At 51.4% G+C, this 16,556-nt stretch carries 18 protein-coding genes; all 18 read left to right on the top strand.

Annotation, left to right across the window (positions count from 1 at the left end; genetic code table 11):
• Positions 1 to 631 precede the first annotated feature (631 nt).
• A complete protein-coding gene (locus Q0140_RS12100; protein ID WP_297964911.1) occupies positions 632 to 1,174 on the top strand; it encodes a 4'-phosphopantetheinyl transferase superfamily protein in 543 nt (180 codons plus the stop codon).
• Positions 1,171 to 1,587, top strand: a complete 417-nt coding sequence (locus Q0140_RS12095) for a hypothetical protein (RefSeq protein WP_297961104.1) — start codon at positions 1,171 to 1,173, stop codon at positions 1,585 to 1,587. Before Q0140_RS12100 ends, Q0140_RS12095 begins: the two co-directional genes overlap by 4 nt.
• Positions 1,568 to 3,058 carry a beta-ketoacyl synthase N-terminal-like domain-containing protein gene (locus tag Q0140_RS12090; RefSeq protein WP_297964909.1) on the top strand — a complete coding sequence of 497 codons (1,491 nt, stop codon included), beginning with the start codon at positions 1,568 to 1,570 and terminating at the stop codon, positions 3,056 to 3,058. The genes Q0140_RS12095 and Q0140_RS12090 overlap by 20 nt, the downstream gene beginning before the upstream one ends.
• Positions 3,055 to 3,483, top strand: a complete 429-nt coding sequence (locus tag Q0140_RS12085) for a hypothetical protein (RefSeq protein ID WP_297959609.1) — start codon at positions 3,055 to 3,057, stop codon at positions 3,481 to 3,483. Before Q0140_RS12090 ends, Q0140_RS12085 begins: the two co-directional genes overlap by 4 nt.
• Positions 3,476 to 4,210: a 3-oxoacyl-ACP reductase FabG gene (gene fabG, locus Q0140_RS12080; RefSeq protein WP_297964908.1), complete on the top strand. Its 735-nt coding sequence runs from the start codon at positions 3,476 to 3,478 to the stop codon at positions 4,208 to 4,210. The genes Q0140_RS12085 and fabG overlap by 8 nt, the downstream gene beginning before the upstream one ends.
• Positions 4,204 to 5,433: a beta-ketoacyl-ACP synthase gene (locus Q0140_RS12075; protein ID WP_297964906.1), complete on the top strand. Its 1,230-nt coding sequence runs from the start codon at positions 4,204 to 4,206 to the stop codon at positions 5,431 to 5,433. The genes fabG and Q0140_RS12075 overlap by 7 nt, the downstream gene beginning before the upstream one ends.
• 10 nt (positions 5,434 to 5,443) lie before the next feature.
• Positions 5,444 to 5,866 carry an excinuclease ABC subunit A gene (locus Q0140_RS12070; protein WP_297951195.1) on the top strand — a complete coding sequence of 141 codons (423 nt, stop codon included), beginning with the start codon at positions 5,444 to 5,446 and terminating at the stop codon, positions 5,864 to 5,866.
• Positions 5,856 to 7,370 carry a beta-ketoacyl synthase chain length factor gene (locus Q0140_RS12065; protein ID WP_297964904.1) on the top strand — a complete coding sequence of 505 codons (1,515 nt, stop codon included), beginning with the start codon at positions 5,856 to 5,858 and terminating at the stop codon, positions 7,368 to 7,370. The genes Q0140_RS12070 and Q0140_RS12065 overlap by 11 nt, the downstream gene beginning before the upstream one ends.
• Positions 7,360 to 8,469, top strand: a complete 1,110-nt coding sequence (locus Q0140_RS12060; protein ID WP_297964903.1) for a hypothetical protein — start codon at positions 7,360 to 7,362, stop codon at positions 8,467 to 8,469. The genes Q0140_RS12065 and Q0140_RS12060 overlap by 11 nt, the downstream gene beginning before the upstream one ends.
• On the top strand, positions 8,466 to 9,221 hold the full coding sequence (locus Q0140_RS12055) for a lysophospholipid acyltransferase family protein (RefSeq protein ID WP_297964901.1): 756 nt from the start codon (positions 8,466 to 8,468) through the stop codon (positions 9,219 to 9,221). Before Q0140_RS12060 ends, Q0140_RS12055 begins: the two co-directional genes overlap by 4 nt.
• A complete protein-coding gene (locus tag Q0140_RS12050; RefSeq protein ID WP_177388711.1) occupies positions 9,218 to 9,484 on the top strand; it encodes a phosphopantetheine-binding protein in 267 nt (88 codons plus the stop codon). Before Q0140_RS12055 ends, Q0140_RS12050 begins: the two co-directional genes overlap by 4 nt.
• Entirely contained in the window at positions 9,477 to 9,755 is a 279-nt protein-coding gene (locus Q0140_RS12045) for an acyl carrier protein (protein ID WP_297964899.1), read from the top strand. Before Q0140_RS12050 ends, Q0140_RS12045 begins: the two co-directional genes overlap by 8 nt.
• A 643-nt stretch (positions 9,756 to 10,398) precedes the next feature.
• Positions 10,399 to 10,938 (top strand): DNA gyrase subunit B, encoded by a 540-nt coding sequence (locus Q0140_RS12040; RefSeq protein ID WP_297964897.1) that lies wholly within the window; start codon positions 10,399 to 10,401, stop codon positions 10,936 to 10,938.
• The gene (locus tag Q0140_RS12035; protein ID WP_297964895.1) at positions 10,919 to 13,060 is read left to right on the top strand and encodes an AMP-binding protein; all 2,142 of its coding nucleotides are present in this window, start codon (positions 10,919 to 10,921) and stop codon (positions 13,058 to 13,060) included. Before Q0140_RS12040 ends, Q0140_RS12035 begins: the two co-directional genes overlap by 20 nt.
• Positions 13,041 to 15,236 (top strand): glycosyltransferase family 2 protein, encoded by a 2,196-nt coding sequence (locus Q0140_RS12030; protein WP_297964893.1) that lies wholly within the window; start codon positions 13,041 to 13,043, stop codon positions 15,234 to 15,236. The genes Q0140_RS12035 and Q0140_RS12030 overlap by 20 nt, the downstream gene beginning before the upstream one ends.
• The gene (locus Q0140_RS12025; RefSeq protein ID WP_297964892.1) at positions 15,223 to 15,768 is read left to right on the top strand and encodes a thioesterase family protein; all 546 of its coding nucleotides are present in this window, start codon (positions 15,223 to 15,225) and stop codon (positions 15,766 to 15,768) included. Before Q0140_RS12030 ends, Q0140_RS12025 begins: the two co-directional genes overlap by 14 nt.
• Positions 15,769 to 15,800: 32 nt before the next feature.
• A complete protein-coding gene (locus Q0140_RS12020; RefSeq protein ID WP_297964890.1) occupies positions 15,801 to 16,328 on the top strand; it encodes an outer membrane lipoprotein carrier protein LolA in 528 nt (175 codons plus the stop codon).
• The coding region (locus tag Q0140_RS12015; RefSeq protein ID WP_297964888.1) for a hypothetical protein at positions 16,321 to 16,556 on the top strand (236 nt) is incomplete at its 3' end. The genes Q0140_RS12020 and Q0140_RS12015, both read left to right, overlap by 8 nt.

Here is a 16,556-nt window from a genome sequence, read left to right as displayed (position 1 = left end):
GCGGCAATTAGCACGATTAAATTTCGTGCCGCTTTAATTAAATTTCAAGCTGCCGTATTCAGGAGCGCTTAAATTTTATGCCGTTTTATTCAAATGCGGCTAATTTTGCGCTGTTATGTTACGATGTCTGCTGCGCCACGCACTGCTCGTAGTTTTAAATTTCGCTTCGGAATTTTAAAATTTCATCGCACGACGCATCCGGATTTCATCGCAAAAGCTTTAGTGTAAACGCCGCCAGCGGCAGAGCTTTTAAAATTTCATAGTGAAATTTTAAAATTTTACGCCGAGGCTTTCAAGCCTTGCGCTGCCTGCCTCTTGATACAGCCGCGCTAAAAATTTAACCAAACATGACGGTCACACAAAATACGACGAACAAGACGAGCGCAACGAACACAACCGACGCCGCATAGCAGTGACACACGACGAACAAAAAAAAAGCGCGCGGCGCAGATCGTAAACGCGCTAAATTTTAAAATTTTACCGCGCCCGAGGCCTTAGCGCAAACGCGATAAATTTTATGTTTTAATGCACCTTTGGGCCCAATCGCATCAAATAAATTTTAAACGAAATTTCAACGCCGCAGCGCTATTTTATATTTTTATAAAGACTATTTTAGTAAAATCGGAGCTTTATGAGCGAGATAAAAATTTTAATCACCGACAAGGATCTGTGCGCTCCGCGGCGGCTTTTGAGCAGGCGCGATAAAAAGCTGGCGCGCGCGAGAGCCCATCTGCGCGAGTTTCGCGTTTCACGGGCGCTTAAGGCGCGCTTTAAAAAACGCGGCGAATTTTGCATCTCACACAAAAGCGCGGAGGGCAAAACGATCGTTGCCGTGGGTTTTGCGAGGCAAAAGTTCGGGCTCGATCTTGAAATTTTAAAACCGCGGGATTTTGCCGCGGCGAGCGAGTTTTGTTTCAACGCCTTTGAGCGCGAGCTTTTAGCGGCGACAGACGAAAGCGAAAAGATGCTCATTTTTTATAAAATTTACACGATCAAAGAGGCGCTGATTAAGGCGCGAAGCCTAGGTTTTTACGCGCTTGCTCGCGTGGGGCTGGCGCGTGGGGCTGGCGGTGAGGCTCTGGCGCTTGATGAGCGCGGCAGGGCGTGGTCACACAATAGCTATATTTTGGAGGGCGAGATTTTGATTTCGCTCGTTTTTAGGGAGAATTTTTGAGACCTGTTTATCGTTTTTACGCTATTTCTAAAACGGCTTTCATTCTGCTTTGCGCCGCGTTTTTTATAGACGGATGCGCGCGCAAGGCGCCCGAGCAGATAGCGGAATTTAACCAAAAGCAGTTCATCCTGACGGACGAGCTCGGCGTAAAAAGCAGAGCCCTGATCTCAAAAATTTCACCCGCAAACGGCGAGGAGAGCCGCTACAAGCTCGTCTGGCTCGATATGCTAGGCGCGCCGATCGCACGTAAAATTTTATCGATCAAAGGCAGCGAGGCTAAATTTCGCAACGACGGCTTCCTGCCGCCCGATTCGCAAAGCGAGCGCGTATTTTTAGCCCTGCTTGAGAATGCGGATAAACCGAATTTCACCATAAACGCAAAGGGGCGCCGATATGACGCAGTATCTAAGTAACCCCGGGCTCATCTGTGCGGGCGCAAACAGCGCCGCAGAGCTTTTTAGCGCGCTGTGCGAGAAGAGATCCGCGCTGCGAAAGCTTAGCGTATACGGCAAAAATTTTATCTTCGGGCGCGTGGATACGCCGCTGCCGAGGATCAAAGATCGCGCCTACGCCACGCGCACGAACGCTCTGGCGCTTTGCGCCTGCCTAGGCGTGCAGGAACAGATCGAGCAAGCCGTGCAAAAATTCGGCGCGCACCGCGTAGGAGTGGTGTTTGCGACCACCAATACCGGCGTACAGGAAAACTATGCGGAATTTTTCGCTTGCGGTAAAGACGCGGGAAATTTTATCTCGCAAGACGGCGAGAGCTCCGCGCCGCGCAGTGAAATTTCTACTGCAAACAGCGAAAATTTCGCCAAAAATTCAAAAGCCGCAAACGATAAATTTAAAAACTTCTGCTTCGAGCGCAACTCCCACGCAAACCCCGCAAATTTTATCCGCGAACGCTTCGGGCTAAAATCCGTCGCGATCGGAGTTTCGAGCGCCTGCACCAGCGGAAACAAAGCTCTGATCGAAGCTTCGCGCCTCATCTACGCGGAACTTTGCGACGCGGTCGTATTCGGCGGCGCCGATGCATTAGACGAGCTCACGCTGCAGGGATTTAGCGCACTTGAAATTTTAAGCGAGCAGCCGCTAAAGCCGTTTTCAGAGGCGCGATCAGGCACAAATCTAGGCGAGGGAGCCTGCGCATTCGTGCTTTCGCGCGAGCGTATAAGCGACGTCGCGCTTTTGGCTCACGCCGCAAACTCCGACGCCTACCACATCACCAAGCCCGATCCTAGCGCGCGCATGCAGATCACGGCGATCAAAACCGCGCTAAAATCGGCGCGGCTGCAAAGCGTGGATTACGTAAATCTGCATGGCACCGGCACTGCGGCTAACGACGCGATGGAGGCCTTGGCTATGAGCGCTGCCCTGCCCTTAGCGCCAGCAAGCTCGTCCAAATGGGCGATTGGACACACCCTGGGCGCAGCGGGGGCGATCGAGCTTGCCGTGTGCTACGAGGCGATCAGACAGGGCGTGATCCCGCCGAATTTTGCGAACGATAAAATTTGGCTCGGCTCTGAGGCTGAAATTTTTCGCGGCGCGCGGGCGCGACACGGCGAGCGAAACCATAAAATTTTAAACAGCGCAGACGATCAAATTTTATGCAGCTTGGGCGATAAAATTTTGCAAAACGCGCAGAGTGAAATTTCAAAAAGCAGCGCGGATGAAATTTTGGCTGCGTCTAAAGCTTTGCAAGGCGCGGACGATAAAATTTTAAAAAGCGACGCGGATCAAACTTCGCAAACGAGCGAAATTCCAGCGGCGCTATCTAAATTTAATCTCGCGTGCGAAGCAAAAAAAGCGCGCGTAGATACCGCGATGAATCTAAATTTTGCTTTCGGCGGCGACAACGCCGTAACCATAATAGGACGAGTATGAGAGCCTCTAGCATCCTACCGCAGAGCGGATATATGGTCTTCGCGGATGAAATTTTAGAGATTAGCGACGGGTATGCGAGCTGCGCGTTTAGCGTTAAAGAGGACTCGCCGTTTACCGAAGACGGCGAGCTCGGCAGCTACGCGTATATGGAGATTATGGCGCAGTGCATCGGCGTGTATTCGGGCTACAGAAACGACGGCGAGGCGAGGCTTGGGTTTTTGCTGGGAGTGCGAAACCTGGATATTTCGCGCGCAAGCTTAAAATTGGGCGAGCGCGTGATTACGACGGCGAAGCAGAGCGTGGGCGACGGCGAGGGGCTATATATCTTCGATTGCGAGATCCGCTGCGGCGGCGAACATATCGCAAGCGCCACGCTAAGTGTAATGCGCGCGAGCGACGAAATGATAAAGAGTATAAATGGCTAAGAGAATTTTAATCACCGGAGCAAGCGGCGGTATCGGCGAGGCGTGCGCGTTAAATTTAGCGCAAAAGGGCTACGGCTTAGTGCTAAACGGGCGCAACGAAGCGAAGCTTAAAGACGTAGCGAAGCGCTGCTCGGATGCGGGCGCGGCGGAAGTTCAAATTTTAAAATTTGATGTCGCAGACACTGCCGCGGCGCAGGAGCGGATCGAAGCAGACATAGAGGCAAACGGCGCATACTGGGGCATCGTGCTAAACGCGGGCATCACGCGGGATAACTCCTTCGTGTGGTTCGAGCGCGAGGATTGGCAAAGCGTGATAGATACGAATTTAGGCGGGTTTTATAACGTCCTAAAGCCCGCGCTGATGCCTATGATCCGCGCCAAAAAGGGCGGGCGTATCGTCGTGATGAGCTCGGTTAGCGGAATTGCCGGCAACCGCGGCCAAAGCAACTACGCCGCTAGCAAAGGAGGCCTAATCGCCGCGGCAAAATCGCTAGCGATAGAACTTGCAAGCCGCAAGATCACGGTAAACGTCGTGGCTCCCGGGCTCATCAAAACGGCGATGAGCGAGAGTATAAACGAGGTCGCAAGCGATCAAATTTTAAGCGCAATCCCGCTAGGCCGCATCGGAGAGCCGAGCGAGGTGGCGCATTTGGTGGAGTTTTTGCTAAGCGAAAATTCCGCATACATCACAAAAGAGGTTATTAAAATAGACGGTGGATTATGTTAAATAGAGTAGTCATTACGGGTTTTGGCAATGTCTGTGCATTCGGGCGGAACTGGGCGAGCATAAAGCAAAATTTGGCGCAGCAAAAAAGCGCCGTAGTTTATATGAGCGAATGGGATATCTTCGGCGAGGAGCTAAACACCAGGCTAGGCGCGCCGATACCGAACTATGCGCCGCCTGCACACTGGAACCGCAAAGATACCCGCTCGATGGGTAAGGTAGCAATGCTTGGCGTAGATGCCGCGGGTGAAGCTCTGGCGGATGCGGGGCTTTTGGAAGATGAGCGTATAAAGGACGGTCGTATGGGCGTCGCAGCGGGTAGCTGTAGCGGTGATGCAAAGGCTACTGGCGAAGTCATAGATATTTTGCATGGCAAGGATAGCACCTTCAACGCCAACTCATACGTAAAGATGATGCCTCACACCGTCGCTGCAAATATCGCGATCTACTACGGACTAAAAGGTAGGCTCATCCCCACGAGCTCTGCGTGCACGAGCGCGTCTCAAGCGATCGGCTACTCCTACGAAGCGATAAAATTTGGCCTTGCGGATATGATGCTAGCAGGCGGCGCGGACGAGCTGCACCCAAGCCAGGCATTCGTATTTGATAAGCTCTACGCGACAAGCTGTAAAAACGACACCCCTACTCTCAGCCCCGCGCCTTTTGATATAGCGCGCGACGGGCTGGTTTTGGGCGAAGGCGGCGCCATATTCGTGCTAGAAAGCCTCAGAAGCGCACTTGCGCGCGGCGCTAAAATTTACGCCGAGATAGTGGGCTTCGGCACGACCTGCGACGGCACGCATATCACCCGCCCGCAGAGCGAGACTATGCGCGCGGCGATGCAGCTGGCGCTCAAAGACGCCGCCATCTCGCCGGATCTCATCGGGCACGTAAACGCCCACGCTACGGCGACTAGACAAGGCGACGTCGCAGAATCTATAGCGACTCATGAAATTTTCGGCTCGCAAACGCCAGTGAGCTCTTATAAAGGCTATTTGGGTCATACTTTGGGCGCGTGCGGAGCGCTAGAGAGCTTCATCTCGGTGATGATGATGAACGAGGGGCTATTCTATCCGAATCTAAATTTACGAGATATCGATCCGCAGTGCGCGCCGCTTAGATACCTCACGCAGCCGCAGGAGATAAAGACCGACTACGTTATGAATAACAACTTCGCTTTCGGCGGCGTGAACACCTCTTTGATTTTTAAAAAATTTATCGACTAAAGGAGAGAAAATGAAAAAATTTCTATTTTTCGCAGTTGCGGCGCTTTTCGTCGCTAATGCGGCTTATGCCAAGAACGATATCGTGCGCTTCCCGATCGCCGCGGCACTCGCAGAGCCCGACGCTAAAGCCAAGCTTGATCCGAACATAAAATTCTACTTCGGCAACAAATCCGCAGGCAGAAAGATCACGCAGCAGCTAAGCTCGAACAAAAAAACAAATAGCGTCAACAAGACCGATCAAGCCGCATGCAACCGCGCGTTTTTATCGGCACTGCTTAGCTTTCAAGACCGCGCCAAAAAAGAGGGCGGCAACAAGGTCGTCAACATCACGAGCTACTATTATAAAAACGTTTTCGTGAGCGACAAAGAGTTTGAATGCGGCGTAGGCTCGATAATGAACGGCGTCACGCTAAGAGGCTATATTGCAAAATAAACTAAGCTTCGGCGTAGCGTACGCAAGCGCGATAATTTCGGGCGAGCCGGCGGAGCTTTATAAAAATTTCGCCGCTTGCTCGAGCGGAATTTCCGAAGTAAACTTAGGCGGAGATTCCGATCTCGCTTGCGATGCAAATCAAAATTTTACGTATGATTTCGCGTTAAATTCTACGCAAGATTTTACAAATATTCCAGGCTGTGAGCAGAATTTCATAAATCCCGCAAATTTTGCAGCGTGCGAAAATAATGAAAGCGTGGATCGCGACCTTGCCGCAGAAGGTTTTAATGAAAATTCTACCGAGCTCGGCTCACAGCGGGGATTAAAACAAGAAGCGGACACGTCTAAATTTAGCTCCGCGCGCGCTTTTGATTGCGGCTCCGAAAATACGGCGGAGCTTTATAAAAATTTCGCCGCGCGCGAGGATGAGGCTTTACAAAACAGCTTTGTAGAAAATTTAAAAATTTCTACTCACGCCCGCTTAAAAGAGGAAATTTTAGCGCTCGAAGCTTTAAAGAAAAAGCCAGCTCTTGCGCACATCCCGCCGTTACAGCGCCGTCGCTTGGGGCTTGGGGCGAAACTTTGCATCTCGCTTTTAGGCGAAATTTCGCAAAATACGCCGCATAGTTTAGCCGAGGAGGATTCCTTAAATCCTGCGTCGCAAGATTTAGACGCGAGCAAAATCCGCACCGCCGCGCAAAACCCATCGCCGCAGGATTTTTCAAATGAAAATTCTCTAAATTCGACGCCGCAAGATTTGATAAATGAAAATTCCTTAAATTCGGCAAGGCAAAATTTCAAAACAGACGATAATGCCGCGACGAAGCACGAAGAGATGCCGCTTATTTTTTGCTCGCGCCTGGGCGAGATCAACCGCTGTTTTAGCCTGCTCGGCTCGATGGACGAAAGCGTCTCGCCTTCGAGCTTTTGCGTCAGCGTACTCAATGCGATCGCGGCGCAAAATGCGATTTTTACGCAAAACCATGCCGAAATTTCGACGATCTCCGCGGCGTGCGCGCTCGAAAACGGCGCAATAATCGCGGCTGCAAGACTGAAAGAAAGCGCGGGGGAGTTCGGCTCCGCGCAGGATGCGAACGGAGCAGGAAAGGACGGCGAATGCAAGTCGGATAACGATAAAATCGCCCTGCTCTGCTATTTTGAGGAGGCAAATAACGACTATCTGAAGCGCTGCGACTTCACCTGCGCCCTACTTTTGGTGCTTCAGCGCGGAGATGACGTGCAGATCGAAATTTCGCCGCACGTTGCGGACGCGACGACACAGAGCCTAGAGGCACAAAATCCAAAACCGCGAGCTGAGAATGAAATTTTACGAAGCTTTAAAGAGGGCGGCGAAATCCCGCTAGATACCGCGGTGAAATTTTTGGCTAAAATCCTCTCCGACAAGCGCGAATGGCGTAGCAGCGACGGGGTTTTGGACTATCTTTGGCGAGTCAAAGATCCCGCCAAAATCGCAGCTTTTTTGAGGCAAGATCGTGAGCGCTAAAATGGTAAAATTCCACCTCATGAGCAAGCGCGGCGAGACGAGCAAATTTGATCAAAATCCCAGGCCACGCGGAGCCGCAAAGACCCGAACGATGAGATTTAAATTTAGCCGCTCCGCCAAGCTCAGATACAATGAATATTTTAAATTTAGCCGCGCTATCAAATACGAACTCGTCCAAACGGCGCATCTTAAAAGCACGCCGAAAGGGCGCGCGCCATACGCCTCCAAATCGCGTTGCAATGAGGCGTGCTGCGAAAATGCGCCACCGAGGCATACGCAACGAACCCAAAAAAATCCGCCTAAACAATGCGAGCTGCGAGCCATAAAAATTTTACCGCAGCGGCGCGTAGAAAACACCGCGCAATTCCGCTATAAAGACAGATGTGACGAGCTGAAATGCTACGCGCAGCGGGCTGCAAATTTCATATTTTCAGCAGAACAAAGCTTGGGTTACGAGTTTAAATTTAGCCGCGCGATGAACCAAGTAGCCTATCAGGCAAAATGCATACGACAAGGCGTTGCGATAAATTTTAAATTTAACTGCGCCGCGAGCTATAAATTTAATCAGACGGCGCGCCATATAGCGGCGTCAAAGCAGTATATATGGCGCTTCGCAGAAATTTCGTCGCAACGGCGCACGCAACAAATCTCGGAAATTTCGTCGCGATTATATGCGCAGCAAAAGATAAAAATTCCATCGCTGCAATACGCACGACGAAGCACGCGGCAAGCTGAGGAAATTTCACCGGGGCAGCATATACGGCAAACGATAAGAATTCCACAAAAACACAGTTTACTGCGCGCCGCAAAAATTCCATCGTTTCGGCATATGCACGGCGCCGAGATCGCCAAAGCTTCCGCTCAGACCATAAAAGCTCTATTGCTTCGGCACACGCCGCAAACCGAAATATCGCGCACAGAAAACTGCGAAAATTCCGCTGCGATGCAACAGGCGGTTAGCCGTAGAAATTTTATCGAGATCTCGCGCATGATGAGCCATCAAATCCCCGCTGAGAACAACAAAACCCTCGCCGATAGCCGTACAATCCTTAACGAGAGCTGCTGCGAAACCCCCGTCGAAAGAGGCGCTGCGCGATGAAGCAGACAGATCCGCTAAGGCGCAAGCTTAAACAGATCGGCATCGCGTTATCCTTCGCTAGCTTCGGCGCGCTGTGTATGATAGGCAACCTACTCTTCCTCCCAGTAGCGCTACTGCGATTAAACCGCATAGAGGCCGTGCGAAATTTCGTGCGCGATTTCATAATGATCTCGTGGCGCATATTTTTGCTGCTAGCGCGTCTTTACGGCAGTATCGGCGTGAGCTGGCGCTGCAAACTCCCGCCTAGCGGCACTCTCATCATCGCAAACCACCCCAGCCTGCTTGACGTGGTGATCTTTTTAGCTCACGTGCGGCGCGCAAACTGCGTAGTCAAGGAAAGTCTGTGTAAAAATCCCTTCCTCTCCGCCGCCATCGCAGCCGCGGGCTACATCCCAAACACCGGCTCGGAAGCGATGATAGATGCATGCCGCAGCGCCCTTGAGCGAGGAGAAAGCCTAATCATCTTCCCAGAGGGCACGCGCACCGCAGATCGCATCGCCATGCACAAAGCAGCGTTTTACATCGCGATAAATTTCGCAAAAAATATGAATTGCGTCGCGATAAAAATGGATCCTAAAAGCCTAAAAAAAGGACAAGTATGGTACGATACGCCCGAGGTTCGGATGAAATACGACCTCTACGAGCTGTGCGCGCTCGATCTAACGGGCTTTGAGCCGGATCGTCCAAACCCGATCCGAGTGCGCAAACTCTACGAAAAAATATCAAATCTATATGAAAAGGAGAATCTGTGAACGAAGAAATTTTGGAACTTAAGGAGCTGATCATTTCGGGGCTGAACCTCGAAGACGTCGCACCAGGCGACATAAATGACGACGAGCCGCTTTTTGGCGACGGGCTGGGGCTTGATTCAGTCGATGCGCTGGAGCTCGGGCTTTTGGTGCAGAAAAAATACGGCATCGTGCTTAACTCAAAAACCCAAAATTTAAAGCAAATTTTCTCATCCGTTGCGTCTTTGGCGCAATACATCGCCGAAAATAGGAGTAAAAATGAGTAAAGATGAAATTTTTGAAATTTTAAAAAAGGCGCTTGTGGAGCTTTTCGAGATCGACGAGAGCAAGGTCGTGCCAGAGGCTAAAATTTACGAGGATCTACAGATCGATAGCATCGACGCGATCGATCTGGTCGATTACGTCAAGAAAAACACGGGCTATAAGCTGATGCCCGATGATTTTAAAAACATCCAAACCCTTGGCGACATCGTGGATGCCGTAGCGGCGAAGCTCGATCAAGGCGCGAGTGGGGAAACTACCAGCGGCGAGAGTTAAATTTCGCCGTGCGGCGCGGCAAGATCGCGCGTGCGGCGGCTCGGTAGTTTACTTTGCGGCGGCACAAAGATGGCGAGCGAGCGGATAACATAGGCGTCGTTTATTTAACGGCGCGCGGTGATTTGATAACGTGCGACGAATATTATCAAAGGTGCGCGGCTTTTGCGGGCTTAGCGCTTATTAGGCGGCGCGGCACAAAATCCGCTTATTTGCCGCTTTTGAGCTAGCATATAAAGCGCTTCGCAGATCAAAATTTTAATCTGCAAGCTTGAATGAAATTTTGAAATTTTAAAAGGCGTTGTTTCTTTTGCGGTCACTGTTTTCGTAAAATTTTAAAAATTTTAAAATTTCGGCTAAATCTAATTTGGCGAATCTGATCGCGAGTGCGGCGGTGCGAGTTAAATTAAGGCGTAGCTAAATTTAAAAGCGGCACTGCTGAAATTTAAATGCGGCGAGCAAGGCTAAATTTAAATTTTAAAAGCATGGCGCCTAAAATTTGAACGCCGAAGCTAAATTTAAAGTATCGAAGTGTGGTAATAATCGCGCCGATCGCGCCCGCGGCAAGAGCCTAACCGCCGTGACGAAGCTAAAGCTGCCGCGGCAGAAACTAAACCCTCGCGGCTAAATTTAAGGATTACAAAGATTGCGACGAACGATATTTTTAAAAACAGCTACCATAATTTTAAGCGTGTTTTACCCTTTCGGTCTCTATTTTTTGCACGGCGGCGCGCGGGTCTGCTTGCTCGCGGCGATGAGCGCGCTATGGGGAGCGCGAGCCGTTTTTGAAAGTAAAGATCGAGCTATTAAGGGCGCAAGCGCGGCATTTTTTGCGCTGTGCGCCCTATTTGGAGGTGGAGCGCTTGCGTATCTGTATCCGCTCATAATAAATTTCTCGCTCGCGGCGCTTTTCGCGCTCAGCCTAAGATCGACGCCCGCGATCACGCGCTTAGCGCTTTTGAAGCAGCCAGCTCTCAACGAGCGCGGCCGCGTCTACACGTGCAAGCTGACCGAAGTTTGGCTCGGATTTTTCGTGCTAAACGGTCTACTTAGCGCGGCGCTGCTACTACCGCGAGATAAAATTTATTGGAGCGTTTATTGCGGCGCGATCTCATACGTCCTCATCGGCGCGCTGATCGGCGGCGAGATGATTTTTAGGAAATTTTATGTTAAAAAATTTGATTAATTCTTTGAAGCCTTACGAGCGCGAAATCCTTGCCGCGGCGGCTCTTGCGCGCGATTTGGCAAAAACTGGATGCAAGCGGAGCGAAGCGGTAAACTTAAAAGGCGCGGACAAATCCCAAAGCAGCGCGGCAAATGTAAATTTAAAAGACGCGGAAAATTCTAACAGAAGCGTAAATTTCAATGACGCGGAAAATTCTAGCGGCGGCGCAGGTGCCGCGCGCGCCCTGCAAGCGGCGCAGACGCAAGAGCAAAAGCGCGCGCCGATGATCGAAATTTACGGCGAGGATGCGGCGGAGTTCATCGCGTTTTTTTTCGGCACGCTGATTGCGGGTTTTGCGCCCGTACTGCTGCGAGAGCCCAAATTTAGCGGTAAATTTCATCTAGGCGGCGACGTAAAAATTCCAAATCTCGCCGCAGCGCAAAATTTAGACGAATTCAGCCCTCATGATTTAGAAAACATTTCGCCGCACGATACGGGAAAATCCGCGCCTAAAATTTCATCTAAAAACGCGCCGCAAAATCACGCGCCCTGCGAGCAAGAGGCTATCTCTTTGCGCCTACTGCGCGCCGATCAAAAATTTTATATCAAAACTTCAGGCTCCACGGGCGAGGCGAAAAATATCGAAAAAAGCCTGCGCGATATGGTTTTAGAGGCGGAATTTTTAGTAGAAAGATTCGGCCTTTGCGCAAGCGATCGATTTTTATCGGGCGTCTCGCACCAAAATATGTTTGGGCTTACCTTTAGCATCTTCGTGCCGCTACTTTGCGGCTCGCGCACGCAAAAAGGCGACCTAAACTACCCTGAAATCATCCTCGCAGCCGATCTTGCCGGCGCCGTGCTGATCAGCTCGCCCACGGTGCTAGGCGCGCTGTGCGAACATGCAGATGCTGCAAACATAGCGCCTTTGGGCACCATTTTTAGCGCGGGCGCACCGCTAAGTCCTGCAATCCGAGATAGGTTGCGAGTGCTTAGCAGTGCCCACATCGTCGATATTTACGGCTCCAGCGAAACGGGAGTGATCGCCTGCAACGAAGGCGCGGGGCTTAAGAAATTTGCTCCCGTTAGCGTGCAGATCCGCACGGATATTGATAGCGGCGCGACAAAACGCGATGGCGAGCTCTTTGATCCTGCGGCAAGCTCTTGCGGCAAAAATTCTGCGGCAGAGCCCAAAACGAGCCGTGCGGACGGGCAAAATACAGACAAACAAGACACAGGCCGTTCGGGCAAGCAGGCGTCTAAATTTAATGCAGACGCTGTCGATAAAACCGCGACCGATACAGAAAACAGCTCCATATCGAGCTCCGCGACGAAACACGACGATAAATTTGCGCAGGCAGAGGGGCTTTGCGATAAATTTACGATAAAGCAGCCCGCCGACCAATTTTCGCAAGCGGGCGAGTTTACGATCAGCTCGCCTTGGTGCGAGCGCTTCGAAAGCCGCGATTTCGGCTATGTGCGCGCAGACGAGATCACGCTTTTGGGGCGCAGCGACCGCACCGTCAAAATCAACGAAAACCGCGTGAGCCTCGATCTGCTCGAAGCTAAGCTCCGTTCGCACGAATTTATCGGCGAATGCAGGATCGATCTGCACCCGCAGCGCGACCGCGCCGTAGCTCTTATCAAGCTTAGCGAGCGCGGCGAGCAGGCGTTTCGCGCAGGGGGCAAAAAGGGCGTCACGGACGAGCTGAAGGCCTTTTTGAAGCCCGAATTCGGCGCGATTTTGCGCTACTTCAAAATCGCGAGCAAGCTGCCTTTTAACGAGCAAGGCAAGCTAAGCAAAAAGGACTTTTTAAGCGCCCTGCAGCGCTACGAGGCGCCCGTTTTCGAGCAAAGCGCGGAGAATGAGTTTCGCGCGAAGGTGCGCGCTAGCGACTTTTATTTCGACGGACACTTTGCGCGATTTGCGCTGGTGCCCGCGTTTATGCAGCTTCGCTTCGTATTGATCTGCGCAAAAGCCCTGGGCTACGAGCTGGACGGCACGCAAAAGATAGAAAATTTAAAATTTAAAAATTTCATCCGCCCCGGCGATGAAATTTTTATCAAAATCACCGAAGCAAGCGGCAAACTCCGCTTTGAAATTTCAAACGACAAGGTCTGTGCCAGTGGAAGAATTTGCCTTTAAGCCCGCGTTTTTACTGCCCTACTTCAACCACCCCGCGCGCATCGCCGAGCTCGTGCACGCCCTGGCGCCCATTGCGCCCGTGCTGATCGTGGACGACGGCAGCGACGAAGCGAGCAAAAGCGCGCTAAAGGGGCTTGCGGCTCAAATTTACACCCGCGCGCAAAACGGCGGCAAAGGCGCTGCCGTGTGCGACGGGCTGGCGTGGGCGAAGGAGCTTGGATTTACGCATGCCTTTCAGATCGACGCAGACTTTCAACACGACGTAGGCAGATGCGAGGAGTTTTTGGCGCTTGCGGCAAAGCAGCCCGCCGCACTGATATGCGCCGCGCCCGCGTATGACGAAAGCGCGCCCAAATCCCGCTTGCACGGACGCAAGATAATGAATTTTTGGTGCGTGATAAATACCCTCTCGCACCGCATAAAAGACGCGATGTGCGGCTTTAGAATTTACCCGCTAGAGGGGATCGTGCCGCTTCTGCCCTACACCAAAAGCCGCAGGATGAGCTTTGATGCCGAAATTTTAATCCTAGCCGTGCGCGCGGGGCTAGAGATAAAATGGCTCGATCTAGCGGTGCGCTACGAAGCGGGCGGAGTGAGCCACTTTGCGCCGTTTCGGGATAATTTCGGAATTTCGCTGATGCACGCTAGGCTATTTTGCGGGCTTCCGCTTTGGCTTGCAAAAAGGGCGCTTCGCCGCTTTAGCTCGCTTTTTGGAAACATCGACGTACATAATGACGCGACAAAGCCGCGCAACATGATCGGTGCGGCGAAAAAGCACGATCGAAGCGCCGTAGAAAATAGCCGCGATATGGGGGCGCAAAATGATCTAGCCGCCGCACGAGAGCCGAAGGCTAAGAGCGCAGATAGCAGGTCTTCCGTGCAAAAAGGGGTAAAGAGCACTCCCGTCGCTGCAGAAGAAAGCCCTTATGCCGTAAAAGATCTCGATTCAGGCACGACAGAAAGCAGCCGCGACGAGAGAGAGCGAGAGGATACCAACACCGCGCAAAAGCCCGTAGCAAAAAGCGAGCGCGAAACGACCAGCAGCGGTACACAGGCTAAACACTGGAGCGAAAACAACGAAAAGGCGGGCGCGGCGCTTTTAAATTTAGCCCGCTTCGTCACGCTTTACACGCCCGATTTTTGCATACGAGGTACCGCGCTTTGCATCTCGGCGATCTATTTTGCGCTGCTTAAAAACGAACGGCGCGCGATTAGGGAGTTTTTGCGGCGCGCGCTTGATCGCGAGCCCAAGGCCCGCGAAATTTACGCGAATTTTTATAAATTTTCCCTCAGTCTTTGCGAAAAAATCGCAGTTTGGAACGGCAAGATCGCGCTAGATCAAATTCGCGTGCAAAGCGGTATGAAGGAGCTTTTAAGCGACGGAACGGGCAAAATTTTAATCACTTCGCACTTCGGCAACACCGAGATCGCGCGCGCCCTTTCGGCAAGCACGGCGGGGATAAAAATTAACGTGCTGATCTTTCGCAAACACAGCGAAAATTTTATGAAATTTATCGAAAAGATGGGCGGCGGCGTGAAAATTCTTTACGTCGGCGAGCTAGGCATCGGCGAGATGCTGCAAATCAAAGAGCTGCTGCAAAACGGCGAGCACATCGCGATAATGGGCGATCGCATGCCGGTGGGCTCAGATAAATTTCAAAGCGAGGATTTTTTAGGACGCAGCGCGAACTTCCCGATCGGCGGTTACCTGCTTGCTAAAATTTTGGACGCGCCGCTATTTAGCCTATGGTGCTACGAGGGGCGCAGCGGCCACGAGCTGCGGCTACAACCGCTGCCTGCGCCGCTAAAGAGCCGCGATAAGGCGCGATCGGTCGCGCTAGCGCTTAAAAGCTACGTGCGGCAGCTAGAGCTTTATGCCAAAGAATTTCCTTCTCAATGGTATAATTTCTTTGATTTTTGGGCACAAGGAAAAAACGCGAGCGATGCGGAGCGCAACGGCACCGTAAATTTCGGCGAGACGAGCATGGATACTGCGTCAAATTTAAATGGCGCAGCGGATTTAAATGACACGACGAGTTTAAATACGGCGTCAAATTTGAAAAGTACGACGGACTCGGATACTGCGCTAAATTTAGATAATTCAAATTTGAGCGCTGCAAAATCCGCCGCGCAAGACGAAAAATTTCATAGCGGAGAGAAGAATGAAAGAGTATAAATTTCGCGCCAGATTTTACGACGCCGATCCGATGGGCGTGATGTGGCACGGCAACTACGTAAAGCTATGCGAGGACGCTAGATGCGAGTTTTGGCGCGACGCGGGCTACACATATATGCAGATGAGAGATGATGGATTTATATATCCCATTATCAAAATGGAGTTTAAATTTATCGCGCCGATACTTTTTGACGACGAGGTTGCGGTGAGCATCGAGCTGCTCGAATGCGACACGATCATAAAATTCTCCTACCGCATCAAAAGCCCATCCGGCGCGCTCCTAGCCAAGGCAACCACGTCGCAAGCCGTGGTGGAGCTTGATTCCAAAAGGACTCTGTATGAGATACCGCCGCAGCTAAGGGAGTGCGCGGATAAAATTTTAGCAAAGAAAAATTCCACGGGTAAAATTTCAATGGCAGATAAAATTTCAGCAGCAGATAAAATTTCATCGGCAAGCAAAGCCGCGCCCGAGCAAAACCGCCCTAAAAATGCCGCGGCGAATGAAATTTTGTCTAGCGATAACGAGCAGTAAAATTTAGCGAGCATAAAATTTAAAGGACTACGATGAAAATTTTAGCTTTATTTTTGGCGATTTTGGGACTTGCGAGCGCGCTTGAAGTAAGCGATCTGGCGCTTAAGACCGATAATATCGGCGGCAAATTTAGCGAAACGCTCAGCATCGAGGGCTTTGCCGAGCCCGTGCGAAGCAGCGGCGAGTTTAAAATCAAAGGCGGCGAGCTGTTTTGGACGACGCTAGAGCCGGTGCGAAGCGAGCTAAAAATCGGTGCGGACGGCGTCTTTGAGCGCAGCGGCGAAGCGTGGGTCAAAAGCGCCGATTCGCTTTTTGATAAGGACACCTTTTTGGCGATCTCGCGCCTGGACGTAGCGCGACTTAGCAAAAATTTCTCTATCGCGCTAAGCGGCAGCAAAGATGCGTGGCGCGCCGAGCTAAGCCCAAAAGGGATGCTGCAAAATATCTTTAAAAATATCGTGATCGAGGGCGGTGCCTACGTCAGGGTGCTACGGATCAGTAACGCTAACGGCGACGTGAGCGAAAACGTATTTTCTGGCGTCGTGAGCTTAGATGAGTAAGAACGCGATTTTAGCGGTATTCGGCGCGGTTTTCATCGCGCTTTGCGCCTTTATAGCGTTAAATTTAAACCGCGTAAATTCCGATTTTTACGAGCTAAGCGGCATTGAAATTTCGGGCGAGCAGAAACAAAGCGTCGAGGATTTCAACCGCGAGATTGCGCGGCAAATCATCGTCGCAAGCGCAGAGAAGGCGAGCTTTGACGCGTTCATTGCGGATATGCAAAAAAG

The organism is uncultured Campylobacter sp. (genome assembly GCF_938045405.1).
Classification (GTDB): Bacteria; Campylobacterota; Campylobacteria; order Campylobacterales; family Campylobacteraceae; genus Campylobacter_B.
The sequence above is the reverse complement of the archived record's forward strand: the minus strand, read 5'-3'. Positions and strand labels throughout refer to the sequence as shown.